This window comes from Falsiroseomonas algicola, from assembly GCF_011040385.1.
GTDB lineage: Bacteria > Pseudomonadota > Alphaproteobacteria > Acetobacterales > Acetobacteraceae > Falsiroseomonas > Falsiroseomonas algicola.
Genome location: NZ_JAAIKB010000002.1, coordinates 606,493 through 630,604 on the forward strand (window position 1 = coordinate 606,493; position 24,112 = coordinate 630,604).

The 24,112-nt window shown below is 69.7% G+C and carries 24 protein-coding genes; 12 read left to right on the forward strand and 12 right to left on the reverse strand.

Annotated features, from left to right (window positions below; translation table 11 throughout):
- Nucleotides 1-42: 42 nt before the first annotated feature.
- Genes G3576_RS07910 through G3576_RS07925 form a run of 4 tightly spaced genes read right to left on the reverse strand, consistent with a single transcriptional unit; the run spans nt 43 to nt 3,793 of the window.
- Nucleotides 43-417: a phage tail fiber protein gene (locus tag G3576_RS07910; protein WP_164693809.1), complete on the reverse strand. Its 375-nt coding sequence runs from the start codon at nt 415-417 to the stop codon at nt 43-45.
- A 27-nt stretch (nt 418-444) separates the two neighbouring features.
- Nucleotides 445-714, reverse strand: a complete 270-nt coding sequence (locus G3576_RS07915) for a hypothetical protein (RefSeq protein WP_164693810.1) — start codon at nt 712-714, stop codon at nt 445-447.
- 22 nt (nt 715-736) lie between these two features.
- Complete coding sequence (locus tag G3576_RS31230) at nt 737-3,094, reverse strand: glycosyl hydrolase family 28-related protein (RefSeq protein WP_207622702.1); 2,358 nt, start codon at nt 3,092-3,094, stop codon at nt 737-739.
- Nucleotides 3,095-3,139: 45 nt separating this feature from the next.
- Nucleotides 3,140-3,793, reverse strand: coding sequence for a hypothetical protein (locus G3576_RS07925; RefSeq protein WP_164693811.1), 654 nt, complete (start codon nt 3,791-3,793; stop codon nt 3,140-3,142).
- 353 nt (nt 3,794-4,146) lie between these two features.
- On the opposite strand from G3576_RS07925, the gene G3576_RS07930 reads away from it, so the two are divergent.
- From G3576_RS07930 to G3576_RS07975, 10 genes are all read left to right on the forward strand, one after another.
- Complete coding sequence (locus tag G3576_RS07930; RefSeq protein WP_164693812.1) at nt 4,147-5,247, forward strand: extracellular solute-binding protein; 1,101 nt, start codon at nt 4,147-4,149, stop codon at nt 5,245-5,247.
- On the forward strand, nt 5,244-6,419 hold the full coding sequence (locus tag G3576_RS07935; protein WP_164693813.1) for an ABC transporter ATP-binding protein: 1,176 nt from the start codon (nt 5,244-5,246) through the stop codon (nt 6,417-6,419). The genes G3576_RS07930 and G3576_RS07935 overlap by 4 nt, the downstream gene beginning before the upstream one ends.
- A complete protein-coding gene (locus G3576_RS07940) occupies nt 6,416-7,297 on the forward strand; it encodes an ABC transporter permease subunit (RefSeq protein WP_164693814.1) in 882 nt (293 codons plus the stop codon). The genes G3576_RS07935 and G3576_RS07940 overlap by 4 nt, the downstream gene beginning before the upstream one ends.
- Nucleotides 7,298-7,299: 2 nt before the next feature.
- Entirely contained in the window at nt 7,300-8,097 is a 798-nt protein-coding gene (locus G3576_RS07945; protein WP_164693815.1) for an ABC transporter permease subunit, read from the forward strand.
- A 44-nt stretch (nt 8,098-8,141) separates the two neighbouring features.
- Nucleotides 8,142-8,504, forward strand: a complete 363-nt coding sequence (locus tag G3576_RS07950; RefSeq protein ID WP_164693816.1) for a hypothetical protein — start codon at nt 8,142-8,144, stop codon at nt 8,502-8,504.
- Nucleotides 8,505-8,589: 85 nt separating this feature from the next.
- Complete coding sequence (locus G3576_RS07955) at nt 8,590-9,789, forward strand: pyridoxal phosphate-dependent aminotransferase (protein WP_164693817.1); 1,200 nt, start codon at nt 8,590-8,592, stop codon at nt 9,787-9,789.
- Nucleotides 9,786-10,223 (forward strand): GNAT family N-acetyltransferase, encoded by a 438-nt coding sequence (locus G3576_RS07960; protein WP_164693818.1) that lies wholly within the window; start codon nt 9,786-9,788, stop codon nt 10,221-10,223. Before G3576_RS07955 ends, G3576_RS07960 begins: the two co-directional genes overlap by 4 nt.
- Nucleotides 10,224-10,277: 54 nt before the next feature.
- The gene (locus G3576_RS07965) at nt 10,278-11,480 is read left to right on the forward strand and encodes a pyridoxal phosphate-dependent aminotransferase (RefSeq protein WP_164693819.1); all 1,203 of its coding nucleotides are present in this window, start codon (nt 10,278-10,280) and stop codon (nt 11,478-11,480) included.
- The gene (locus G3576_RS07970; RefSeq protein ID WP_164693820.1) at nt 11,477-12,475 is read left to right on the forward strand and encodes a GNAT family N-acetyltransferase; all 999 of its coding nucleotides are present in this window, start codon (nt 11,477-11,479) and stop codon (nt 12,473-12,475) included. Before G3576_RS07965 ends, G3576_RS07970 begins: the two co-directional genes overlap by 4 nt.
- A complete protein-coding gene (locus G3576_RS07975; RefSeq protein WP_164693821.1) occupies nt 12,472-12,978 on the forward strand; it encodes a DinB family protein in 507 nt (168 codons plus the stop codon). Before G3576_RS07970 ends, G3576_RS07975 begins: the two co-directional genes overlap by 4 nt.
- Here G3576_RS07975 and G3576_RS07980 read toward each other — a convergent pair.
- Nucleotides 12,959-13,849 carry an alpha/beta fold hydrolase gene (locus tag G3576_RS07980; RefSeq protein ID WP_164693822.1) on the reverse strand — a complete coding sequence of 297 codons (891 nt, stop codon included), beginning with the start codon at nt 13,847-13,849 and terminating at the stop codon, nt 12,959-12,961. The two genes, G3576_RS07975 and G3576_RS07980, sit on opposite strands and share 20 nt — an antisense overlap.
- Before the next feature lie 78 nt (nt 13,850-13,927).
- Here G3576_RS07980 and G3576_RS07985 point away from each other — a divergent pair, with 78 nt between their 5' ends.
- Together G3576_RS07985 and G3576_RS07990 are read left to right on the forward strand one after the other, a co-directional pair.
- Nucleotides 13,928-14,872, forward strand: coding sequence for an NAD(P)-dependent oxidoreductase (locus G3576_RS07985; RefSeq protein ID WP_268888502.1), 945 nt, complete (start codon nt 13,928-13,930; stop codon nt 14,870-14,872).
- A 4-nt stretch (nt 14,873-14,876) separates the two neighbouring features.
- On the forward strand, nt 14,877-15,665 hold the full coding sequence (locus G3576_RS07990; protein WP_164693824.1) for an N-acyl homoserine lactonase family protein: 789 nt from the start codon (nt 14,877-14,879) through the stop codon (nt 15,663-15,665).
- Here G3576_RS07990 and G3576_RS07995 read toward each other — a convergent pair.
- The 7 genes from G3576_RS07995 to ftsZ form a co-directional block, all read right to left on the reverse strand.
- Nucleotides 15,656-15,985, reverse strand: a complete 330-nt coding sequence (locus G3576_RS07995; RefSeq protein WP_164693825.1) for a hypothetical protein — start codon at nt 15,983-15,985, stop codon at nt 15,656-15,658. The genes G3576_RS07990 and G3576_RS07995 overlap by 10 nt on opposite strands.
- A gap of 38 nt (nt 15,986-16,023) precedes the next feature.
- Nucleotides 16,024-18,192: an NAD-dependent DNA ligase LigA gene (gene ligA / locus G3576_RS08000; protein ID WP_164693826.1), complete on the reverse strand. Its 2,169-nt coding sequence runs from the start codon at nt 18,190-18,192 to the stop codon at nt 16,024-16,026.
- Nucleotides 18,185-18,661 (reverse strand): GNAT family N-acetyltransferase, encoded by a 477-nt coding sequence (locus G3576_RS08005; protein ID WP_164693827.1) that lies wholly within the window; start codon nt 18,659-18,661, stop codon nt 18,185-18,187. The genes ligA and G3576_RS08005 overlap by 8 nt, the downstream gene beginning before the upstream one ends.
- Nucleotides 18,658-20,340 carry a DNA repair protein RecN gene (gene recN, locus G3576_RS08010; protein WP_164693828.1) on the reverse strand — a complete coding sequence of 561 codons (1,683 nt, stop codon included), beginning with the start codon at nt 20,338-20,340 and terminating at the stop codon, nt 18,658-18,660. Before recN ends, G3576_RS08005 begins: the two co-directional genes overlap by 4 nt.
- A gap of 22 nt (nt 20,341-20,362) precedes the next feature.
- Nucleotides 20,363-21,223 (reverse strand): outer membrane protein assembly factor BamD, encoded by an 861-nt coding sequence (locus G3576_RS08015; protein ID WP_235951577.1) that lies wholly within the window; start codon nt 21,221-21,223, stop codon nt 20,363-20,365.
- A 135-nt stretch (nt 21,224-21,358) separates the two neighbouring features.
- Nucleotides 21,359-22,306 carry a UDP-3-O-acyl-N-acetylglucosamine deacetylase gene (lpxC, locus tag G3576_RS08020; protein WP_164693829.1) on the reverse strand — a complete coding sequence of 316 codons (948 nt, stop codon included), beginning with the start codon at nt 22,304-22,306 and terminating at the stop codon, nt 21,359-21,361.
- A 252-nt stretch (nt 22,307-22,558) separates the two neighbouring features.
- On the reverse strand, nt 22,559-24,061 hold the full coding sequence (gene ftsZ / locus G3576_RS08025) for a cell division protein FtsZ (protein ID WP_164693830.1): 1,503 nt from the start codon (nt 24,059-24,061) through the stop codon (nt 22,559-22,561).
- Nucleotides 24,062-24,112 lie beyond the last annotated feature (51 nt).

Here is a 24,112-nt window from a genome sequence, read left to right on the forward strand (position 1 = left end):
CGGCTTCAAGGGGGCTGGACAGTCGCGTCTGTCAGGCCCGGGTTACTCCGGTGTGACGGTCAGCGCATCGACCGCGATCGTCACCGTTCCCGGCCCGGCCACGGTCACGGGCGACGCCAGGGCGGACCATGTCAGGGGGTTTCCGCCAGTCGCGGCATCGAAAAGCCCGATATGGCTCATCGTCCCGGCGGCGGCCGTGAAGGTGAAGCGGATCGCTTCCACGTTGCGCTGCTGCCCCGTGCCGGTGAAGGTCACGCGTTGCCGTGCATAGCCCGTGCCGGCCGGTTCGCCGGAAATGCCGGCGGCATCCGTGCCACCCGTGCCGATGGCGGCCCAGGCGGCCGTCGGCAGTGTCGGCAGGCGGCCACACAGGGCGCGGGCCAGCAGGTTCTTCGCGTGGTCGGTCAGGTCGGTCATGCCGATCTCCTTGCGATGGGGTCGTTGTCAGAAGCTGCCGATGATGTCGCGGGCCTCGCCCGGGTCGGCGGCTGTCAGTCCGGCAGGCGTCTCGATGGGCCCGTTCGCGACGACGGCCACGAAGGCGGTCCCCTCCATGGTGACGAGGGGCTGGCCGACCGGCGGGATGAAGCCGCCGATACGGGGGTCCGATGCGTCAGCCGGATCCTCGCCGGGCGCGCGCCAGCCGAACTGGCGAAGCCCGTCCAGCGCTGCCTCGGCGGGACCCTTCCAGTAGATCATGGTCCATTCGGTCATCGATCGCGTCCTTCGCGGCAGGTCATGGCGCCGCAGCACCGGAGAGGATGAGCAGGCGCGTGGTGCCGCCATCCGGGCTGAAGGCCAGCAGCGTCGCCAGCCCGTCCGGCCTGATCCTGGTCAGCCCATCGGCGTTGATCGGCGCGCTGCCGGTGAAGCCGGTCATCGAGATGGACAGGTCGGCGCTGGTGCGATTGATGACGAGGCAGGTGAAGCCATCGCCGGTCGCCGCCCAGTCGATCGACAGCGTCGTGCCCGCATTGGCGGAGACGATGCGGGCGTGGTGGGAGGCGAGGGTCAGCGCGGTGGCGGCGGAGGTCGCGACCACCGGCAGCCGCCGGCTGGTGAACTGGGCGTCCACATACCCCTTGTTCGCCGCCTGGTTGTTGGCCGTCGGATCGGCCGGAAGGAGCAGCGGGCCGGTCAGCGTCACCGTCCCCGTCGGGCCGACGCGCAGGCGTTCCGCCAGAGTGCCGCCGCTGCGGGTCTCCACCACGAAGGACCCGGCTTCCGATCCGGCGGTGACGACGTCGCTGACGCCGCCCGCCCGGGCGAAGGAGGTTTCGGTGCCGGTGGTGTTGTTCCCGTTGAACACCACGCGGCCGACGGCATCATTGGCGGCCGGTGCCGTCGACCGGCGGCGCAGCGTCACCGTCATGGGCGCGGTCATGCCCGAATCGGCGCCGAAGACGACGCCGCCATTCGGGTTGTTGACGGTGTCGCCAGCGATCTCGAGAGGCGCCAGCGCGCCGCTGCCGATGCTGAGGGAGTAGGTGACGGCGGCATCCTGGTTCTCGACGTCGAGCTCGCCGCCGAGCGACGCCGACCGTCGGCGGAGCAGGGCCCGTTCCTGGTCGGGGGAGGAGCCGAGCGCCTGCAGCCGGTTGCCGACCAGCACGATGCGCGACAGGTCGGCACCGGTCTGGCCTTCGAAGGTCGCCGAACGCGTGTCGGACGCGACGACGGAGAGGCTGTCGCCGGCCGTGGCCAGGAAGACGCGGGCGGCCGGCAGGTCGCAGGCGACGAGTGTCAAGCCGCCATCGAAGACCCCCACGGCGCGACCGGCACCACCACCGCCGACCATCACGCCGACGAACTGGTTGTCGCCCTGGTTGGGTGAGGAGGAATTGATGCGGATGGCTGTCGCCATGCTGCTGATGAAGCCGCCGACCCACTTGGTGCGGAAGGCGGTGCCCTGGATCAGCGCACCGACCGTCGCCGGATCCCGCAGCGAGAGCAGGTCATCGACGCTGCAGTTATGCAGCTGGATCGACTGCGCGCCGTTGCCGATGTCGAAGCCGGTCCGGTAGCCGTAGGAGAAGCAACTGACGAACTCCGCAACGTCGCTGTCCTCCACACGGAAGGCGGTGCCCGACCGGCGGTTGTTCCAGATCGCGATGTTGCCGCCGCCGGACCAGGTGCCGGAGAAGCTGCTGCCCTGGAGATCGATGCGCGTCGCATCAACGACCGTGACGACGAAGAGGCCGTTGGCACCGGGGACGCCACCGATGCCATAGGTGTTGACGAGGTCGCCGGTCACCAGCCCATGGGCGCCAGTCCCGGTCAGCCTGACGAGGCCTGCGCCGTTGTTGGCGACGCCGCCGACACCCGTCTGCGCCAGGGAGACGTTGGAGACATTGCCCGTCAGGAAGGGCCAGAAATGCACCTCGTGGATGCGGGTGATGTCGTAGGTCCGCGTGAGGTATATGCCATTCTGGTTGTCGCCCCGTACGCGGCGGACGCTGAGACGTTGGCTGTTGTCGGACCGGATAGCCAGGTTGAAGCCGAGGATCAGCAGGTCTTCAACCAGGACGTCGTGGTGGGTGCCGGACCCGTCGCCGATCGTGATGGCGGTTCCCGCCATTGACGATCGCAGCGTGATGCCCGCGCGCATGTTGGTTGGCGGCGCGCCAAGCCCATCCCGGAACAGCGTCATGGCGCGCAGCGTCGCCGCCCGCATGACACGCACGGTCCGCGCGGGGTCGATCACCAGCGTGCCGGGAATGCCGCGGTAATCGGCGGAGGCGCGCTGTCCGCCCGGGAAGGTCGTCGGACCCTCCAGGCAGACTTTCTCGAGCACCGTGATGTCGGAGGCGACGACGCGATAGCGGCGCGGGCCGAGGCGCACGGTACCGCCCCCCGCGGCCGAGGCCGCATTGATGGCGGCCTGGATCGCGGCGGCATCGTCGGTCGTGCCGTTACCGACGGCGCCATAGTCCCGCACATGGAACATGCGTTCGGCGTGCACGCCGGCGGTGATCTGCGCGAAGGTGGCGCGCCGGGTCTGCGCCGCGGTACCGCTGCCCTGCACGAAGGGCGCGATATCCGCGGCCGCCAGCGCGGATGCGACCGGCAGTTCTGAAATCCTGGCATCAGGCATCGGGGGGTCCTGTCCTGGTCTGGGGCGGGGGAGGGGCGGGGGAGGTCAGATCAGGATCCGCCCGCCATCCTCCAGCAGCAGGGAGACGCCGCTCTGCAGCAGCAGCCCGAAGGGAGCCGTGACGGAGAAGGGCGCCGAGCTGTCGGCGACGGCGGGATCGATGGTCGCCTGCACCCGCATGCGATAGCCCGTGCCGGCCGGCGGCGCGGGCAGCGTCGCAGTGGCGGTGCCGGCCGACACGGTCGCGGTCTGCGGGCCACGGACGGTGGCACCCGTGGCGTCGCTGATGCTGAAGGCGACTTCGGGGACCGGGCCCACGATCGTGGCCTGCGCATTGACGGTCCCGTTGGAGACGATGCCCGCGGCCAGCGGCGCCAGAACCGCCGTCATCGCCACCGCCGTCGCCGCCTGGCGGACGGAGAAGCGCTGCGCCGCCGTGCGGTTCACGCGGAAGGGCGCCGCGGCGGTGTCCAGCACCACGCCGGCGGCCACGACATCACCCGTCCGCACCGGCAGCAGCGCCACGGCGTCGGAGGCCTGGAGCAGGATCAGGTCGCCGGTATCCAGGCGCGCCGCGGCGGGGGCGAAGTAGGTGGCGCCCAGCGCCGTCGCCCGCGTATCGGTGGTCCGATACAGCCAGAGCGTGAACCCGCTGCCCGTGAGCAGGGGGATGAGCGAGGCATTGTCGAAGGCCATCATTGTCTCCGTTCGGGCAGGCGTACGCAGGAGGCGCGCAGGAGCGCGCCCCAGGCGATGCGGGGGTTGAAGGGAAATCATCCTGTCCCAAGGCAGAGCCCCGGTGCGGACAGGATCGGCTTCAAGCGACTGGAGGAGGGGCCGCCCTGCTGGCAGGGCCTGGGCATATGGCGGCCTGGCGACGACCGCTGCCTCGCGGCGTGGACGCAGATCGCCCCTTGATGCCGCCATTGCTACCGCGACTTTTTGCAATGGTCAAGGAAAAAAGACCTACAAATCTTCGCCGCACCTACCCCGATGCGTCATCGCGGCAGCGTGTTAGGCTCCGCCGTCATTCAATCGCGGGAGTGCCTCGGATGATGCGTCGTGTGGCCGTGATGGCTGCCCTGCTGGTCTCGATCTGCCTGTCGCCGAATGCGCAGGCCCAGCCGCAGCAGGTCGTGAACGTCTTCAACTGGAACGACTACATCGACCCCTACATGGTGCAGCGCTTCGTGCGGGAAACCGGCATCCGGGTCCGCTACGACATCTACGACAGCCTGGAGACGCTGGAGGGCCGCATGTCCGCCGGCCGCACGGGCTACGACATCGTCGTGCCGACTAGCGAGCCGACCTTCTCCCGCCTCGCCCGCGCCGGCGCTTTCCGGCCGCTCGACCGCAGCCTGATCCCGAACCTCGCCAACATCGACCCCGCGCTTCAGCAGCAGGTCGCAAGCGCCGATCCGGAGAACCGCTTCGGGGCTCTCTACCTCTATGGCACTATCGGCCTTGGCATCAATGTGGACCGGGTGCGCGCCCTGGCCCCCGACGCCCCCATGGACAGCCTGCGGCTGCTGCTGGACCCCGCGAATGCGCGGCGGCTCCGCGCCTGCGGCATCGTCATGATGGATAGCGCCGCCGACGTGATCCCGATGGTGCTGCGTTATCTGGGCAAGGATCCGAACAGCACGGCGCCCGAGGACCTGCGTGACGTGGAACGCACGCTGATGACGATCCGGCCCTTCATCCGCGCCTTCTCCTCCGGCGGCGTGATCGAGGCGCTGGCCGGCGGCCAGTTCTGCATGGCCTTCGCCTATTCCGGCGACGTCATCCAGGCGGCGGCGCGGGCGGAGGAAGCGAATCGCGGCGTGACGATCCAGTACGTCGCGCCGAAGGAAGGCGCGCAGCTGTGGTTCGACCTGCTGGCGATCCCGGCCGATGCGCCCAACCCGGAAGCGGCGCACGCCTTCATCAACTTCCTTCTCCAGCCCGACGTGATGGCCAACATCACCAACCATGTCCGCTATCCCAACGGCGTGCCGGCCAGCCGGCCGCTGGTGGCGGCGGAAGTGGCGAACGATCCCTCCGTCTTCCCGACCGATGAGATGCGCGCCCGCTTCTTCACCATCGGGGCGGTGCCGCAGGCGGCCGAACGCGCCCGCAACCGCGTCTGGGCGCGCTTCAAGGCGGGGCGGTGAGCAGCACCGCTGCGGAGCAGCCCAAGAGCCCTGTCGCGGCACGGCCCGGCGCGGCCGAGCCCTGGCGCGACCCGGCCGCTGATCCGTTCCTGCGGATCGAGGGGGTGACGAAGCGATTCGAGGGCTACGTGGCCCTCGATGCTGTCACCCTGCCCATCTACCGCGGCGAGCTCTTCGCCCTGCTCGGCGCCTCCGGGTCGGGGAAGTCGACGCTGCTGCGCTGTCTTGCCGGCTTCATCGAACCGGATGCCGGCCGGATCGTACTGGACGGCCAGGATCTGGCGGGCGTGCCGCCCTATGAGCGCCCGATCAACATGATGTTCCAGTCCTACGCGCTGTTCCCGCACATGACGGTGGCGCAGAACATCGGCTTCGGGCTGCGTCAGGAAGGCGCGTCGAAATCCGTCATCGCCGACCGGGTGGCGGAGATGCTGGCGCTGGTCCGGATGGAAGGCTTCGGCGGCCGCAAGCCCGCGGCGCTGTCCGGCGGCCAGAAGGCGCGCGTCGCCCTGGCGCGGGCGCTCGCCAAGCGCCCGAAGCTGCTGCTGCTGGATGAACCGCTCTCTGCGCTCGACAAGAATCTGCGGGAGGCGACGCAGTTTGAGCTCGTGAACATCCAGGAACGCACCGGCACCACCTTCGTCATCGTCACCCATGACCAGGAGGAGGCGATGACGATGGCGACCCGCCTTGCGGTCATGGACCGGGGCACGCTGGCGCAGGTCGGCACGCCCGGCGAGGTCTATGAATTCCCGAACAGCCGCTTCACCGCCGAATTCCTCGGCACCGCCAACATCCTGGAAGGCGTCGTCGAGGCGGCGGACGACCAGGCGACACGCATCGGCAGTTCCGAACTCGATTTCGACATCCTGGCGGAGCCCGGGGCGCTGAAGCCCGTCGGCAGCCGCGCCTATGTCGCCATCCGGCCGGAGCGCATGCGGATCGAGCGGACCGACGCAGCGACGCCGCTCGGCGACAACCGCCTGGTCGGGCGCGTCCGGGACATCGCCTATTTCGGGGACTTCTTCATGTATTACGTCGTCCTCGACAACGGGAAGGAGATCCGCGTCAGCCAGCCCAACCTTCGGCGCATGACGGCGCGGCCGGTGGATTGGGAGGACCGCGTCGCGGTGACCTGGGATGCCGAGGCGAGCATGGTGCTGCCTGAATGAAGGGGCGGCTCGGCCGCGCCCTGGTGCTGGCGCTTCCCTGGAGCTGGATGGCGCTGTTCTTCGTGGTGCCCTTCGTGATCGTGCTGACGATCGCCTTCGCCGAACCCAGCGAGGGCCTGCCGCCCTACACGCCGCTGTGGCGCTGGACGGAGGAAGGGGGGCCGATCATCCAGCTGAACCTGGCGAATTTCCGCCTGTTCCTGGAGGATCCCTTCTACCTGGAGGCGGGCCTGCGGAGCCTTCGCGTCGCCGCCGTTTCCGCCACGCTCTGCCTGCTGGTCGGCTACCCCATGGCGCTGGCCATCGCCCGGGCGCCGGAACGCTGGCGGACCCTGCTGCTGATGCTGGTGATCCTGCCCTTCTGGACCTCCTTCCTGCTGCGCATCACCGCCTGGATCGGCATCCTGCAGGACCAGGGCTGGCTGAACGGGGCCCTGCTGGCGCTCGGCGTCATCCAGGAACCGCTGCAGCTGCTCTACACCGACATCGCGCTCTATCTCGGCGTCACCTACTGCTACCTGCCCTTCATGGTGCTGCCGCTCTACGCCACGCTCTCCAAGCTGGACCCGGCGCTGCTGGAGGCGGCGGAGGATCTGGGCGCCAGGCCGTCCCGGGCCTTCCTCCAGGTGACGCTGCCGCTCTCCATGCCCGGGGTGGTCGCGGGGTTCCTGCTGGTCTTCATTCCGGCCGTCGGGGAATTCGTGATTCCCGAGCTGCTGGGCGGGCCTGATGCGCAGCTGGTCGGCCGCGTGCTCTGGATGGAGTTCTTCCAGAACCGGGACTGGCCGCTGGCCTCCGCCCTGGCGGTCGTGCTGCTGCTGCTGCTGGTGGCCCCCATCGCGATCTTCCAGGCGCGCGCTGCGCGGGAAGCGGCGTGACCATGCGGCGCGCTGCCCGCCTGGCCGTGCCGCTCGGCATCGGCTTCGCCTTCCTCTACCTGCCCATCCTGTTGATGGTGCTGTTCTCCTTCAACGACAGCCGGCTGGTGACCACCTTCACCGGCTTCTCCACGCGCTGGTATGTCGCGCTATGGGAGAACGAGGCGCTGATGCAGGCGGCGGGCCTGTCGCTCCGCATCGCCGCCGTCTCGGCCACCATGGCGACGGTGCTCGGCGTGATCGCGGGCTTCGCCCTGGCGCGAATGGGCCGTTTCCGCGGCCGCACCGCCTTCGCCGGCGCCATGGCCGCGCCGCTGGTGATGCCGGAGGTGATCACCGGCCTGTCGCTGCTGCTGATGTTCGTCGCCATGGAACAGGCCTTCGGCTTTCCGGCAGGGCGGGGGGCGGACACGGTGGCGATCGCCCATGCGACCTTCGGCGCGGCCTATGTGGCGGTGGTGGTGCAGGCCCGGCTGGCCGATTTCGACACCAGCCTGGAGGAGGCGGCGATGGACCTGGGCGCCAGGCCGTGGAAGGTCTTCTTCCTGATCACCCTGCCGCTGACCGCCCCCGCCATCGCCGCGGGATGGCTGCTGGCCTTCACCCTCTCGCTCGATGACCTGGTCATCGCCAGCTTCGTCTCCGGCCCCGGTGCCTCCACCCTGCCGATGGTCATCTTCTCCGCCGTGCGGCTGGGGCTGACGCCGGACCTCTATGCGCTGGCGACCCTTCTGGTCGGGCTTGTCGCGGTCGGCCTCGTCATCGCGTCCTGGATCGCCTGGCCTCGCCGCCGCGGCTGAGAAGGCGCCATGCTTTCTCCACAAGCCTGTTCCACACTGCCCGCATGCGCAACGCCGGCCTGATCCTCGCTGCCTGTCTGCTCCTCGGCGCCTGCGCGGAGCGTTGGTCCCGCCCGGGCACGAGCGAGGCGGAGGCCGACGCGATGGTCGAGGCCTGCCGGAACGAGGCCGCGCTGGCGGTTCCCCCGCACTACGTCTGGCAGATGACCTCACCGGCGCGGATCGAACGGGACCGGAATTGCTGGCGGGAGGGGTCGCAGGAGCGCTGCCGGGTCACCGAACGCTACCGGCCCGCCCAGTACTCCCAGGTCGATATGAACAGCGGGCCACGGGAGGGCTGGCGCCGGACCTGCATGACGGAGCGCGGCTTCACCTTCCAGGGATATCGTCCGCTTCGCCTGGAATAGAGGCAACCCGGTGGACGATCCGTGCAGGCGGGTCTAGGAAAAGCCTGCCGCCCGGCATGGGCTGGGCAGGGACGCCGGACAAGCCATGAACCTCATTGCCGATCGCCTCGACCGCATTTCGCCCTCGCTGACCATCGCCATGACGGCGAAGGCGCGCGCGCTGAAGGCCGCGGGGAAGGATGTGATTTCCCTCGCCGCCGGGGAGCCCGATTTCGATACGCCCCGCAACGTGAAGGACGCGGCGATCGCGGCCATCGAGCGCGGCGAGACGAAGTATACGGACGTCGCCGGCACCATGGCGCTGCGCAAGGCGGTCTGCGAGAAATTCAAGCGCGACAACAACATCGACTACAAGCCGGAGGAGATCCTGGTCGCCACCGGCGGCAAGCAGGTGATCTTCGACGCGCTGGTCGCCACCATCAATCCGGGCGACGAGGCCATCATCCCGGCGCCCTGCTGGGTGAGCTACCCGGACATCGTGGCGCTGGCCGAGGGCAAGCCCGTGATCGTCGCCTGCGGCCCGAACCAGGGCTTCAAAATGACGCCGGAGCAGCTGGAAGCGGCGATCACGCCCAAGACCAAGTGGCTGATCCTCAACAACCCGTCCAACCCGACCGGCGCCGGCTACACGGCGGAGGAGCTGAAGGGCCTGGCCGAGGTGCTGCTGCGCCACCCGAATGTCTGGATCTTCTCCGACGACATCTATGAGAAGCTGACCTACGGCATCAAGTTCGCGACGCTGGTCGAGGTGGAGCCGCGCCTCAAGGACCGCACGGTCACGATGAATGGCTGCTCCAAGGCCTATGCCATGACCGGCTGGCGCATCGGCTTCGCCGGCGCGCCCGTCCAGCTCATCAAGGCGATGGACAAGCTGCAGAGCCAGTCCACCTCCAACACCTCCTCCATCAGCCAGGCCGCGGCGATCGAGGCCCTGACCGGGCCGCAGGAGAGTGTGGAGGCGATGCGCGTCGTCTATCAGCGCCGCCGCGACCTGGTCGTGGGCATGCTGAACAAGGCGCAGGGCGTGCGCTGCCCGACGCCGGAAGGCGCCTTCTACGTCTTCCCCGACATCCGCGGCTGCCTCGGCAAGACCAGCGCCTCGGGCAAGAAGATCGAGACCTGCGAGGATTTCTGCCTCGGCCTGCTGGAGGAACAGGGTGTGGCCACCGTGCACGGCGCCGCCTTCATGTTCCCCGGCCATTTCCGCATCAGCTACGCGACCGACGATGCGTCGCTGACGGATGCCTGCACCCGCATCCAGGCCTTCTGCGCCGGCCTGAAGTGACGACCGATTTCCGCCTCCGCCGCGCGGCGGAGGCGGATTTCGAGCCGATGCTGGCGCTGTCCATCCGGGTGATGCGGGAGCATCTGGAACGGATGAACCGCTTCGACCCGGATCGACGCCGGTCGCGCATGCGCAAGCAGTTCGACGCGGGCATCCTGCGGGTGATCGAGGCGGGCGGGGATACGCTGGGCTGCGTCGGCATCGAGCCGGACGGGCCGGATGTGGAGATCCACAGCCTCTTCCTCGACCGCGCCTATCAAGGGCAGGGGCTGGGCGAGGCCGTTTTCCGCGCCATCCAGGCCGCCCATCCCGGCCGATCCTTCTGGATCGAGGTGCTGAAGGAAAGCCCCGCGCGGCGCTTCTGGGAACGGCTCGGCTTCGCCGTCATCGATGAGAAGCCCTTCGACTGGGTCATGCGCCGCCCGGCGGATTGAGCCGCCGCGCTGGCTTGGCTACACCACCGGCCTTCGCACGGGAAAGCACTCACCATGCCCGCTCTCGCCACACGGTTGAACGACATCAAGCTGGCCGCCACCGCGGTCATGACCAACCGCGCGCGGGAGATCGCGGCCTCCGGCCAGAAGGTCATCAGCCTGGCGATCGGGGAGCCCAATTTCGACAGCCCCCGCCACGCCATCGAGGCCGGCTACCAGGCCGCGCTGCGGGGCGAGACCAAGTACCCGCCGCAGGACGGCACGCGCGCGCTGAAGGAAGCCGTGCAGCGCAAGTTCAAGCGCGACAACAACCTCGACTACGCGCTGAACGAGATCATGATCTCCAACGGCGGCAAGCAGGTGATCATGAACGCGCTGTTCGGCACCTGCGATCCGGGTGACGAGGTGCTGATCCCCGCCCCCTACTGGACCAGCTACGCGGAGATGGCGAAGCTCGCGACGGCCACGCCGGTGACCATCGCCTGCCCGCAGAACAACGGCTTCAAGCTGCGGCCGGAGGATCTGGACGCTGCCATCACGCCGAAGACCAAGTGGCTGTTCCTCAACTTCCCGAATAACCCGACGGGCGCCGCCTGTTCTCGCGCGGAGATGAAGGCGCTGGCGGAGGTGCTGCTGAAGCACCCGCATGTCTGGGTGCTGACCGACGACATGTATGAGCACCTCGTCTATGACGGGTTCGAGTTCTGCACCATCGCGGATGTGGAGCCGCGGCTGAAGGACCGTGTGTTGACGGTCAACGGCGTGTCCAAGACCTATGCGATGACGGGCTGGCGCATCGGCTTCTGCGGCGGTCCGAAGAACCTGATCGCCGCGATGGTGAACATGCAGAGCCAGATCAGCGCCGGCACCAGCAGCGTCGGCCAGGCCGCCGCCATCGCCGCGCTGGACGGGCCGCAGGACGGCGTGAAGGAACGCGCCGAGATCTACCGCCAGCGCCGCAACATGGTGGTGGACATGCTGAACCAGGCGCCGGGCATCCAGTGCCACAAGCCGGAAGGTGCCTTCTACGTCTTCCCGAATGTCGCGGGCTGCCTCGGCAAGACCAGCAAGGGTGGGCGCAGGATCGAGACCGACCTCGACTTCGCCCTGGCGGTGCTGGAGGAAGCCTATGTCGCCACGGTGCATGGCAGCGCCTATGGCATGAGCCCCTATGTGCGCATCTCCTACGCCACGGATACGGAAAGCCTGCGGGAGGCCTGCACCCGCATCCAGGAGTTCTGCAAAGGCCTGTCGTGACCGCGACGCTTCGCCCCGGGCGGGATGACGACGAAGCGGGCTTCATCGCGCTGATCGATGCCTGCTGGTCGGAATACCCGAACTGCATCCTGGACGTGGATGCGGAGGTTCCGGAGCTTCGGGCGCTGGCGACCTATTTCGCGGAGGCCGGCGGCGCGCTCTGGGCCGCGGAGCAGGATGGCCGCCTGATCGGCATGGCGGCGACGCGGCCGCTCAACCAGGACCAGGCCTGGGAGATCTGCAAGGTCTATGTGAGCGCGGAGGCGCGTGGCACCGGCCTCGCGCACCGTCTCCTCGAAGCGGCGGAGCAGCATGTGCGGGAGGCCGGCGCGCATCGCCTTGTGCTCTGGACCGATACACGGTTCGAGGCCGCGCATCGCTTCTATGAGAAGCGCGGCTTCGTCCGCCAGGGCTCCATCCGCATCCTGGACGACATCTCCAACAGCCTGGAGTTCCGCTACACCAAGCCCATCCGCGGCCTGGTGGTGGAAGCGCTGGACGCCGCCGCGGCCGCCAGCGCGGAGCGGCGCCTGGCGACCCTGCTGGTCGACTGCGTGGCGGAGGGCGCGAGCCTGTCCTACCTGCGTCCGCTCTCGGCCGCCGTGGCGCGGGATGCGTGGCGGCGCGTGTCGTCGGAGGTCGCGCTGGGCCGGCGGATCCTGCTGGTGGCCTGGCTGGACGGCGTGCTGGTCGGCACCGTGCAACTCGGCCTGGCCACGGAGCCGAACCAGCCGCATCGCGTGGATGTCGAGAAGCTGATGGTCGATCCCGCCCATCGCCGCCAGGGCGTGGGCCGGGCGCTGATGCGGCGCGTGGACCAGACGGCGCGCGGGGTCGCGCGGCGCCTGATGGTGCTGGACACGCGCCGTGGCACGGCGGCGGAGGCGCTGTATCGTGCCACCGGCTGGACCGAGGGCGGCTGCATCCCCGGCGGCGAGCTGGACGAGGCCATGCAGCCCCGGGACATCCTCTATTTCTGGAAGGCCGTGCCGTGATCTCGCCCGACCATGTCCGCCTGATGGCCGCCTACAATGCCGAGATGAACCGGCGCCTCTACGCCGCCGCGGACCGCCTCAGCGACGCGCAGCGAAGGGAGGATCGTGGCGCCTTTTTCGGCTCCATCCACGCCACGCTCAACCACCTCGTCTGGGGCGACACGACCTGGATGTCGCGCTTCGCGGGATGGGAGGCGCCGAAGGGCGGCATCCCCGCCAGCGTGGCGCTGCATGAGGACTGGACCGCGCTGAAGGCCATCCGCGCCGAGACGGACAGTCGGATCGAGTCCTGGGCCGCGACGGTCGATCCCGCCTGGCTCGCCGGCACGCTGTCCTGGTTCAGCGGCGCCATGCAGCGCGACGTGACTCGCCCGACCTGGGTGCTGGTGACGCATTTCTTCAACCACCAGACCCATCACCGCGGCCAAGCCCACGCCCTCATCACCGGCTTCGGCGAGAAGACCGGGGATACCGATATCCCCTTCATCCTCCCCTTCGATTGAGGAAGCCCTCCAGCGCGGCCAGCACTTCCTCCGGCGCTTCCTCCGCGAGGTAGTGGCCTGAATTGACGGGGCCGCCGCTGACCGGCCCGCTGGCGTAGCGCCCCCAGACCTCCAGCGGCTGGTACCAGACGCCGACCTTCCCCTTGGCGCCCCAGAGCGCCAGCAGCGGGCATTGCACCTTCTGGCCGGCCTCCCGGCTGGCGCGGTCATGGTCCAGGTCGATGGTGGTGGCGGCGCGATATTCCTCGCAGATCGCCTCCACCGTGCCGGGCGTGCGCAAGGCGGCCAGGTAGTCGGCACGGGCCTCCGGATGGAAGAAGCCCTTGTCCTTGGGCTCGCGGGAGGTGTGCATGTCGAACCACTCCTCGACATCCCGCAGGATCAGCCGTTCCGGCTTCGGATGCGGCTGGGCCAGCCAGAACCAGTGATAGTAGCCCATGGCGAAGGCCATGTCGGTGGTCTCGAAGTGGTGCAGCGTCGGCACGATATCCATGGTGCAGAGCCGCTCCACCGCCGCCGGCCAATCCAGCGCCATCCGATGCGCGACCCGCGCGCCGCGGTCATGCGCCACCACCTGGAAGCGATCGAAGCCGAGGCCGCGCATCAGGGCCACCATGTCCGCCGCCATGGCCCGCTTCGCATAGGCCGCATGGTCCGCGGAGACGGGATGCTTGCCGGACAGCCCGTAGCCCCGCAGGTCCGGGCAGACCACGCTGAAGTCCCGCGCCAGCACCGGGGCCACCTTGTGCCACATGGCATGCGTCTGCGGATTGCCGTGCAGCAGCAGCAGGGGAGGGCCCTTGCCGCCCCGGCGCAGCCGCAGCGCCTGGCCATCCGCGTCCCGCGTTTCCTCGATGAAGCCCTCGAACATGCCGGCCGCTCCTTCCTGGTGGCGCCAGCCTAGACCGTCGGCGCGGGGCGTTGACCCCCGCCGCGGCTGCGGCCAGCCTTGCGACAGGAACGGGAGAGAGACGGGATGGAAAGCGGGATCAGCCGGGTCGCCTTCATCGGCATCGGCCGCATGGGCTGGCCCATGGCCATCAGGCTGCTGCAGGCCGGCTTCACCGTCGCCGTGCATGATGCCGTGCCCGGCCGTGCCGCCGACTTCGCCGTGAAGCATGGCGGGATTGCCGCGACCAGCGCGGCGGAGGCCGCCGCGGGGGCCGGCGCCGTCATCACCATGCTGCCGACGAGCCGCGAGGTGGCGGAGGTCGTCACCGCCATCCGCCCGCGCCTCGCCCCCGGCGCCATCATCATCGAGATGTCCTCCGGCGAACCCTCCGCCACCCGTGCCATCGCGCATGACCTGGCGACGCAAAGCATCGCCATGGTCGATGCCCCGGTCTCCGGCGGCGTCGCACGGGCGGAAACGGGCACCCTCGCCATCATGACGGGCGGCGATGCGGTGCCGCTGGACCGCGTGGATCCGCTTCTGCGCGCCATGGGCGGCAGCATCACGCGCTGCGGCGATATCGGTGCTGGCCAGGCGATGAAGGCTCTGAACAACCTCGTCAGCGCGGCCGGCTTCCTGATCAGCGTGGAGGCGCTGCTGATCGGCAGTCGCTTCGGGCTCGACCCCGCCGTGATGGTGGAGGTGCTGAACAACTCCACCGGCATGAACAACAGCACCCAGCGCAAGCTGAACCAGTTCGTGCTCTCCCGGAAATTCAATTCCGGCTTCGGCCTGGACCTGATGGTGAAAGACCTGTCGATCGCATTGCAGGTGGGGCGGGAGACGGGGACGCCCGCGCCACTGGCCGCGCAGACGCGGGAATTGTGGGCGGCCGCGGCGTCGCTGCTCGGCCCGGGGCAGGACCACACCGCGGCGGCGCGGTTCAGTGAGGCGCTGGCGGCCGCCGAACTCGAATCGCCCCAGATCGCGAAGAAGGCGTAGCGCCATGTGGGAAGTCCTGGCGCTGCGCTATGCGCGGCATGAACGCACCGCGCAGTCCAACTTCATGATGCCGGTGGCGGATGCGCATGACGCCATGCCGATGGACTACTTCGTCTGGCTGCTGCGCGGGCCGGAGGGTCGCCTCGTGCTGGTCGATACCGGCTTCAGCGAGGAGACGGCGGCGAAGCGCGGCCGCACCATCCTGCGTCCGGTCGGCGATTGCCTGCGCGATGTCGGCGTCGATCCCGCCGCGATCCAGGATGTGGTCGTGACGCATCTGCACTACGACCATGCCGGCAACCTCGACCTCTTCCCGAATGCTCGCCTGCACATCCAGGACAATGAGGTCTCCTTCGCCACCGGCCGCCACATGTGCAGCCATTGCCTGCGCCATCCCTTCGAGGTCGAGGACGTCGTCCGCCTGGTCCGCGCCGTCTATGCGGAGCGCGTGGTGTTCCACGACGGGGAAGCGGAGGTCGCGCCCGGCGTCACGCTGCACGGCGTCGGCGGCCATTCCGGCGGGCTGCAGATGGTCCGCATCGTGACGGCGCGCGGGCCGCTCGTCATCGCCGGCGATGCCAGCCACTACTACGCCAACATGGCGCGGGAGAATCCCTTCCCGATCGTCTTCGACCTCGGCGCCATGGTGCAGGGATGGCGACGCGCGCGTGCCCTGGCAGGGGGCGATGAGAGCCTGGTGATCCCGGGCCACGACCCACTGGTCCGCAGCCGCTTTCCGGCCGAGCCCGGCAATGCCGAGGCGACGCGTCTCGACCTGCCGCCCTACTCGTAGAGGAAGGAATAGGTCGCGAGCCCGAGGCCCACGACGCCGAACAGCATGGAGATGCCCGGCCATGTCCGCTTCGGGCCGCGGTGGCCGAACCACCAGTTGACGGCGAAGGAGCCGAGCAGCGCCGCCAGCCCATCCGCCCAGTGCCGGTCATAGAAGCCGCGCAGGATGATCAGCACCCACCCCGCCAGGCACAGATAGGACAGCCCGCGCCAGAACTGGTCGGCGATCGGATTGGCCGGGCGCATCGCCGGGTCCTGCGACAGCGTATGGATATACGCGGAGACGGACAGCAGCAGGGCCGAGAGGAAGAAGGCGGACATGTCGGCAGATAGGACCGGCTGGCCCGCCCGCGCAAGCGTCAGCCGAGTCCCGCCATCCCGCGCCACTCAGCTTCCGTCAGCACCCGCAGGCCAAGCTCCGCCGCCTTGGTCGCCTTGCTGCCGGCATCGGCGCCGACGATGACGAAATCGGTCTTCTTCGACACGCTCTTGGTCACCTTGGCGCCCAGCCGCTCTGCCTGCGCTTCCGCCTCGTCGCGGGACATCGTCTCCAGCGACCCGGTGAAGACCACGGTCTTGCCGGCGAAGGGGTTGCCCTCCGCCGCGACCACGACCGTCTCCTGCGGCGTCACCTCACCGGCCAGGTCGTCGAGGGCGGCGAGATTCCCGGGTTCTGCGAAGAACTCCGCAAGTTCGGTCGCGATGGCGGGGCCGATGCCCTGGATGGAGCCGAGTTCCTCCCGCGCCTCCGATCCGATCGTGGTGGCTGCCAGCATCTTCGCCCGCCATTCCGGGAAGCTGTGATAGTGCCGGGCCAGCAGCTTGGCGTTCGCCTCGCCGATCCGGCGGATGCCGAGGGCGAAGATGAAGCGCTCGAAGGGCACGCTGCGCCGCGCCTCGATGGCGGCGAGCAGGTTGGCGACCTTCTTCGCATCCTTCTTCGACCGCGCGCCCCAGCCTTCCCAGCCACGCATGGTGTCGGCGTGCTGCGCCAGGCGGAAGATGTCGGCGGGGCTCTTCACCAGGCCCTCTTCGAACAGCTTCTGTACGTTCTCGGCGCCCAGGCCCTCGATATCCATGGCGGTGCGGCGGGCGAAGTGGATCAGGCGCTCCACCGTCTGGGCCGGGCAGATCAGCCCGCCGGTGCAGCGCTTCACGACCTCGCCCGGCGGGCGCACGGCATGGCTGCCGCAAGCGGGGCAGCGGTCCGGGAAGGCGAAGGGCTGTGCGCCCTCCGGCCGCTTGTCCAGCACTACGCCCAGGATCTGCGGGATGACGTCGCCGGCGCGCTGCAGGATCACCGTGTCGCCGATGCGGACATCCTTCCGCGCGATCTCATCCTCATTGTGCAGGCTGGCGTGGCTGACCATGACGCCGCCGACACTGACGGGCTGCATGACGGCGCGCGGCGTCAGCGCCCCGGTGCGCCCCACCTGGATCTCGATGTCCAGCAGCACGGTCGTCGCCTGCTCCGCCGGGAATTTCCAGGCGATGGCCCAGCGCGGCGCACGGCCCACGAAGCCGAGGCGGCGTTGCCAGTCCAACCGGTTCAGCTTGTAGACGACGCCGTCGATGTCATAGGCGAGCCCCGCGCGCTGCTCGCCCATCCGCTTCTGGAAGCCGAGTGCGGCCTGTTCATCGGGGAGCAGTTCGGAGACGGGATTCACGGCGAATCCCCAGTCGCGCAGCCGCTGCAGCCAGCCCTCATGCGTCTCCGCCGGCTGCTCGCTGGCGTCCCCCATCGCATAGGCGAAGAGCTTCAGGGGCCGCTGCGCCGTGATGGTCGGATCAAGCTGCCGCAGCGACCCGGCCGCCGCGTTGCGGGGATTGGCTGGAATGGTCACGGCAGGCCCGACCTTCTCGCCCCGCGCGCGTCGTTCGTCCCGCTCCGCCGCCGCCCTCTCCTGCTGCGCGCGAAACTGAAGGAAATCCGCCTTGTCCATGAAGACCTCGCCGCGGATCTCGACCCGGGCGGGGAAGGGGGCGGTGAGCTGCCTCGGCAGGTCACCCAGCGTCAGCAGGTTGCGGGTGACGTCCTCGCCCTCCGTCCCGTCGCCGCGCGTGGCGCCGCGGACGAAGACGCCATCCTCATAGGTCAGGTTGATCGACAGGCCGTCGATCTTCGGCTCCCCCACGAAGGCCAGTGTCTCGGTCGCGTCCAGCCGCAGGAAGCGCCGGATGGAGGCGCAGAATTCGAGAAAATCCGCATCGGCGAAGGCGTTGTCGAGCGACAGCATCGGCACGCCGTGGCGCAGCTTGGCGAAACCCTCCGCCGTCTCCGCGCCGACGCGGCGGCTCGGGCTGTCGTCGCGCACCAGCTCGGGAAAGCGCGCCTCGATGGCACGGTTGCGGCGGACCAGCGAATCGTAGTCGGCGTCGCTGATCTCGGGCGCGTCCATCTTGTGGTAGCGCTCGTCATGATGGGCGATCTCGGCCGCCAGCGCTGCCAATTCCGCCTGCGCCTCCTCATCCGTCAGCGCGTCAACCTGGCGCGCCCGCAGCGCGCGGTCGCAGGCCTGGTCATCCATGCTCTGCCGCCAGGCGCCGCAGCGCCTCCCCCTCCAGGATCTCGCCGCTGAAGCGGCCTTCGCTCACGGCGCCGATGGCGCGGTAGAAGGCGGTCGCCTCGTCATCGCCGTCATCGACGCCCCACCAGAGGCATCCGGCGCCGTGGTCCCGCGCTTCCGCTGCCAGCCGTGCCATCAGCGCTCGTGCGAGGCCCTGCCGGCGATGGTCCGGCAGGACGTAGAGGTCGAGCAGCATCAGCGCATCCGCCTGGCGTTCGGCGTCATAGACGAAGCCGGCGGTCGCGAAGCCTACAACCACGCCGTCGCGCTCCGCCACGCGCAGCAGCGCGCGGGCCGTGGCGCCGATCAGGTCCCGGCGCACGACCGTGGCCGTCATCGGCATTGCGGGCGGCGTGCCGTCCAGGCTGTTGATGGCGTTGATCAGCGCGGCGACGGCCTCGGCATCGCCGGGCAGCCCGGCGCGGATCACAAGAGGCCGCCTGCCAGCAGGCTGTCGGCGGCCATGCGCGCGGCCTCCGTCACCTTCTCGCCCGCCAGCATGCGGGCGATTTCCTCCCGCCGCGCCGCCACGTCGAGCGGCACCACGCGCGTCTCCGCCCGCCCGGCCTTGACCTGCTTGGCGACTGAGAAATGCCGCCCGCCCCGCGCGGCCACCTGCGGCGAATGGGTCACCACCAGCACCTGCAGCCGCTCTGCCACACGAGCCAGGCGGTCACCGACTGCCGCCGCGGTGGCGCCACCGACACCGCTATCGACCTCGTCGAAGACCAGGGTCGGCACGGGCGACCCGCGGGCCAGCACCACCTTGAAGGCCAGCATCAGGCGCGAGAGCTCGCCGCCCGAGGCGACCTTGTCCAGGGCCCCCGGCGGCTGGCCGGGATTGGTGGAGACGAGGAAGGTGACGCGATCCACGCCATCCGGCCCCCAGGCGGGCTCCGGCTTCTCGACCACCTCCACCACCAGCCGGGCGCGGTCCAGCTTCAGCGGTGGCAATTCGCGGGCGATCGACTTCTCCAGCTTCTGCGCCGCCTCGCGCCGGGCCGCGGTCAGACGTGCGGCCGCGGCGACGTAAGCCGCACGCGTCTCCCGGGCCCGCTGTTCGGCCGCCGCAACCTGGCCGGTGCCGGCATCCAGCGCCGCCAGCCGCGCCTTGAGGGAGACCAGCAGACCCGGCAGTTCCACGACCGGGATCAGATGCTTCCGCGCGGCGGCTCGCAGCGCGAAGAGCCGCTCTTCGACATGTTCAAGCCGGCGCGGATCGGCGGAAGCCTCATGCGCCAGCCGCTCCAGCGCCGTCTCCGCATCCGACAGCGCATCCAGCGCCCGGCCCAGCGCTTCCAGGGCCGGTTCGGCATCGGTGTTCGGGGCTGGCAGGCGCTCCAGCGCCCGGGAGGCGCTGCGCAGCGCGGACCCGGGATTGGCGCTGCGGCGGTCGCGCGGCTGCAGCGCGGCCAGCGCCTCCGCGATCGCCTCGCCGCGGCGCTCGCCCTGCTGCAAATGCTGGCGTTCGGCGGCCAACTGGTCCTCCTCGCCCTCGATCGGCGCGAGTTCCTCCAGTTCGCCGACGGCATGGCGCAGGAACTCCTCGTCCCGCTGGGCGGCCGCGATCTCCTCCCGCGCCGTGGCCAGGGCCCGCTCCGCCTCCCGCCACTGGCGGTGGGCGTCAGCGACGGCGCCGCGCAGGCTGTCCAACGCGCCGGAGGCATCCAGCAAGCCCGCGTGATGCGCAGGATCAGCCAGGCCCACCTGGTCGTGCTGGCCCTGCACCTCGACCAGCAGCGAGCCCAGCCGCCGCAGCGTCGCCAGCCCCACGGGCTGGTCGTTCACGAAGGCGCGGCTGCGGCCATCGGCGGTGACGATGCGGCGGAGGACGATCTCTTCCTCCGACTCGATGCCCTGTTCGGTCAGCAGCGCGCGGGCAGGGTGCTGATCCCCGGGCGCGAACGCGGCGGCAACACTGGCCTGGGTCTGGCCCGCTCGTACAAGCCCACCACCCGTGGAGCGTGCCCCAAGCGCCAGGCCGAGGCTGTCCAGCAGGATCGATTTGCCGGCGCCGGTCTCGCCGGTCAGCACCGTCAGGCCCGGCCCGAAGACAAGGTCCAGCCGCTCGATCAGCACCACGTCGCGGATGGCGAGGGCGGTCAGCACGACAGGCGCCGCGCCCTGCGGCTCAGAAGATCCAGCCCACGGCCCGGCGGAAGAAGCCGGGTCGGTCCTGCTCGGTCGGCTGCGCGCCATCGACGAGAAGCGCGTAGCTGTCCTGGTACCATTCGCTGCCGGGATAGTTGTGGCCGAGGACGGAAGCCGTGCGCCGCGCCTCATCCGTCAGGCCCAGCGCCAGATAGATCTCCGTCAGCCGGTGCAAGGCTTCAGGCACGTGGTTCGTCGTCTGGTACTCATCCACCACCCGGCGGAAGCGGCCGATGGCAGCGGTATAGAGGCGCCGGTTCTGGTAGAAGCGGCCTACGACCATTTCGCGGCCCGCCAGGTGGTCCCGTGCCAGGTCCATCTTCAGGCGCGCATCGCGGGCATAGGGCGTGTTGGGGAAGCGGTTCGCCACATCCTGCAGCGCGGCCATCGCCTGCTCGGTCGTGCGCTGGTCACGCTCCGTGTCGTTGATCTGCTCGTAGTAGCAGAGCGCGCGCAGGTAGTAGGCATAGGCGATGTCGCGATGCGCGGGATGCAGCTGGATGAAACGGTCCAGCGCGCCGAGCGCTTCCGTGTAGCGGTTGCGCATGTACTCGCCATAGGCGGACATGAGCTTCGCGTTGGTGGCGAAGGCGGAGTAGGGGTGCTCCCGCTCCACCGTGTCGAAAAGCTGGACCGCGCGCTGGAAGCGCTCCGCGTTCAGCTCCTCCATCCCCGCGGCATAGAGCGCCTCGGGAGAGGTGTCCTGGCCCGTGGCGCCGGGCCGCGCGGCGCCTAGCGAGCTCTGCCGGCCGTCCCAGGCCGTTGGGCCGGAGCACGCCGCGATGGGCAGGATGAGGATGAGAGGCAGCAGACGTCGGAGCATCGTGGACCGGTCACGCATGAGAACCCCCCTATACCACGCCGTGACCCATAGGGGGCAAGGCGGGGGGACGCGCTTCGAGGAAAGCCGACATCCGCCCCATCAAGCCGCGGTGATGCGTCAGCCGTTGCCGGCTGGCAACCTCAGGCGTCCTGTTCAGGCCATCGCCGGCGCGGCGGCGGCCGGCAGGCGGGTGGCAGCGCCATCCACCGAAACTTCGCCTTCCACCAGGCGCCAAGCGCTGCGATCCGCGAACAGGGCCCGCAGCAGCTTGTTGTTGAGCGCATGGCCGGACCGATGCCCGACGAAGCGCGCCGAAAGGGCCGCGCCGGCCAGCGCCAGGTCACCCACGACATCCAGCAGCTTGTGGCGCACGAACTCATCGGGGCGGCGCAGGCCGCCGGGGTTCAGCACCAGCGGGCCGTCCACCACGATGGCGTTCGCCAGGCTGCCGCCCTGCGCCAGGCCGGCGGCGCGCAGCCGCGCGATCTCCTCGGCGAGGGTGAAGGTGCGCGCATCGGCCAGCCCGGCCCGGAAGGCGGCCGGCGTCACCCGCATGCCGACGCTCTGGCTGCCGATGGCGGTGGAGGGGAAGTCGATCGACAGTTCCGCCTCGAACCCCGCCGTGTTGGCCGGCAGCAGTTCGACGAAGGCGCCCTTCTCCTCCACCCGCACGCGACGCAGCACCTCGATGACGGGCGCCGGGAGATTGAGGCTGGTGGTGCCGGCGCAGTCGATCAGGAAGACGAAAGGCGCGGCGGAGCCATCCAGGATGGGCACTTCCGCGCCATCGATCTCCAGGATTGCATCCGTGATGCCGGTGCCCGCGAGAGCGGCCATCACATGCTCAACCGTGCCGATCCGCGCCTGCGGTGCGTCGGCGGCGACAAGGGCGGTGCATAGCCGCGTATCAGCCACGCGGTCGAAGCGAGCCGGCACATCGATGCCAAGGTCGGTGCGGCGGAAGATGATGCCAGTACCGGCCGGCGCGGGACGGAGGGTCAAGGAGACGCGGCGGCCGCTGTGCAAGCCGACGCCCACGCAGCCGATCGCGGTCTTCAGCGTCTTGCGCCGGGCCCTGTCGATCGGAAGGAAACCGTCCATCTGCTTGCGTCCTCAGTCTGCGCTGCGTCGCTGGTGCCACCGAAAAGGGCCCCGTTCAGCAACACATCCCCCGTTCCAACAACACCGGGCCGCGTTTTGCGGTCGCACCGATGAGGACGCCCGGACCGGACCTCCCAGGGCAAAATGGCAGGCTGCCCCAGGGAATGCCATTCAAGCCTTGTTTCGCGGTATTACGTCGCAAGGCCTTGAAATTGCGGCGTTGCTGTGGTGCAGCAACGCCGCATTTCAGCCTTAATTGCTCTGCCGGCGCAAGAAGGTGGGAATGTCGAGCCCCATCTCATCCTGCTGCGGTGCACGCGTCACGGCACGGGGAGCGGCCGGCGGCTCGATCCGCTGCGGCGCCGGCGCCGGGGCCTGGGCCTCCGGCACATCGCGCCGCATCAGGCCCGTGGCCTTCCGGAACAGGTTGTTCAGGCCGCCCGGCTGGGCCGCCGCCGGCGGGGCCGCCGCGCGCGTCACGGCCGGGGCGCGCAGCCCGACTTCTGCTTGCTGGGCCATCACCACCGGACCCTCGGCCACCGGGGCGACCGGGGCGGCTTCCATGGGCGCGGGAGCTGGGGCCACCGGCTGCGGCGCGACCGGCGCCACATAGGGCTGGGCCGGGCGCATCGCGGCGGGCGCCGGCGCCGCGGCGACTCGCGGCGTGAACCCACCCGGGGCCCGCATGGCCGGCGCCGGCGCGACACTGGCGGTCGCCACGGCCTGCACCGGCGCGCCGCCGCCCATCGCCACCAGCTTCGGCCGCTCGGCGTCCCGCGCCTCACGCGCATCGATGCCGGTCGCGACGACGGACACGCGCAGACGCCCGTTCATCGTCTCATCGACCGAGGAGCCGAAGATGATGTTGGCGTCCTCGTCCACTTCCTTGCGGATGCGGTTCGCGGCCTCATCGACCTCGAACAGCGTCATGTCGTAGCCGCCGGTGATGTTGATCAGCACGCCGCGGGCGCCACGCATGGAGGTGTCCTCCAGCAGCGGGTTGCTGATCGCGGCCTCGCTGGCCTTAATGGCGCGATCCTCGCCCTCGGCCTCGCCGGTGCCCATCATCGCCTTGCCCATCTCCGCCATCACGGTGCGGATGTCGGCGAAGTCGAGGTTCACGAGGCCCGGATTGACCATCAGATCCGTCACGCCGCGCACGCCCATGTAGAGGACGTTGTCGGCCATCTTGAAGGCCTCGGCGAAGGTCGTCCGCTCATTCGCCAGTCGGAACAGGTTCTGGTTCGGGATGACGATCAGCGTATCGACGAACTGCTGCAGTTCCTCGATCCCCGCATCGGCGGACTTCTTGCGCTTCGGGCCTTCGAAGTCGAAGGGCTTGGTCACCACGCCGACGGTCAGGATCCCCCGCTCCCGCGCCATGCGGGCGATCACCGGCGCCGCGCCCGTGCCCGTGCCGCCACCCATGCCGGCGGTGACGAAGACCATGTGGCTGCCATCGAGGTGGCGGGCCAGTTCCTCGGTCGCTTCCTCGGCCGCGGCGCGGCCGATCTCCGGCTTCGCGCCGGCGCCGAGTCCCTGCGTCAGATGCGGGCCGAGCTGGACGCGGCGATCCGCCTTGCTGTGGACCAGCGACTGCGCGTCGGTATTGGCGACGAGGAATTCCACCCCGTCCAGGCCCATCGCGACCATGTTGTTCACGGCGTTCGTGCCGCCGCCACCCACGCCCACGACGGTGATGCGCGGGCTGAAATCGGTGTGCTGGTGGATCGGAATGGTCAGGTTCAGGGTCATGTGTGCGGGCCTCTCCTGGAACTCAGCCTAGCGCAGCGGCCGGGGGATTGG

What these genes read in the sequence shown, in the direction of transcription:
- ligA (WP_164693826.1), bottom strand. Translation starts at nt 18,192, where the DNA reads ATGGATGACCAGGCCTGCGACCGCGCGCTGCGGGCGCGCCAGGTTGAC.
- G3576_RS08015 (WP_235951577.1), bottom strand. Translation starts at nt 21,223, where the DNA reads ATGCGTGACCGGTCCACGATGCTCCGACGTCTGCTGCCTCTCATCCTC.
- G3576_RS07995 (WP_164693825.1), bottom strand. Translation starts at nt 15,985, where the DNA reads ATGTCCGCCTTCTTCCTCTCGGCCCTGCTGCTGTCCGTCTCCGCGTAT.
- G3576_RS07910 (WP_164693809.1), bottom strand. Translation starts at nt 417, where the DNA reads ATGACCGACCTGACCGACCACGCGAAGAACCTGCTGGCCCGCGCCCTG.
- G3576_RS07950 (WP_164693816.1), top strand. Translation starts at nt 8,142, where the DNA reads ATGCGCAACGCCGGCCTGATCCTCGCTGCCTGTCTGCTCCTCGGCGCC.
- G3576_RS07925 (WP_164693811.1), bottom strand. Translation starts at nt 3,793, where the DNA reads ATGATGGCCTTCGACAATGCCTCGCTCATCCCCCTGCTCACGGGCAGC.
- G3576_RS07915 (WP_164693810.1), bottom strand. Translation starts at nt 714, where the DNA reads ATGACCGAATGGACCATGATCTACTGGAAGGGTCCCGCCGAGGCAGCG.
- lpxC (WP_164693829.1), bottom strand. Translation starts at nt 22,306, where the DNA reads ATGGACGGTTTCCTTCCGATCGACAGGGCCCGGCGCAAGACGCTGAAG.
- G3576_RS07945 (WP_164693815.1), top strand. Translation starts at nt 7,300, where the DNA reads ATGCGGCGCGCTGCCCGCCTGGCCGTGCCGCTCGGCATCGGCTTCGCC.
- G3576_RS07930 (WP_164693812.1), top strand. Translation starts at nt 4,147, where the DNA reads ATGATGCGTCGTGTGGCCGTGATGGCTGCCCTGCTGGTCTCGATCTGC.
- ftsZ (WP_164693830.1), bottom strand. Translation starts at nt 24,061, where the DNA reads ATGACCCTGAACCTGACCATTCCGATCCACCAGCACACCGATTTCAGC.
- G3576_RS07980 (WP_164693822.1), bottom strand. Translation starts at nt 13,849, where the DNA reads ATGTTCGAGGGCTTCATCGAGGAAACGCGGGACGCGGATGGCCAGGCG.
- G3576_RS31230 (WP_207622702.1), bottom strand. Translation starts at nt 3,094, where the DNA reads ATGCCTGATGCCAGGATTTCAGAACTGCCGGTCGCATCCGCGCTGGCG.
- G3576_RS07965 (WP_164693819.1), top strand. Translation starts at nt 10,278, where the DNA reads ATGCCCGCTCTCGCCACACGGTTGAACGACATCAAGCTGGCCGCCACC.
- G3576_RS07940 (WP_164693814.1), top strand. Translation starts at nt 6,416, where the DNA reads ATGAAGGGGCGGCTCGGCCGCGCCCTGGTGCTGGCGCTTCCCTGGAGC.
- G3576_RS07990 (WP_164693824.1), top strand. Translation starts at nt 14,877, where the DNA reads ATGTGGGAAGTCCTGGCGCTGCGCTATGCGCGGCATGAACGCACCGCG.
- G3576_RS07955 (WP_164693817.1), top strand. Translation starts at nt 8,590, where the DNA reads ATGAACCTCATTGCCGATCGCCTCGACCGCATTTCGCCCTCGCTGACC.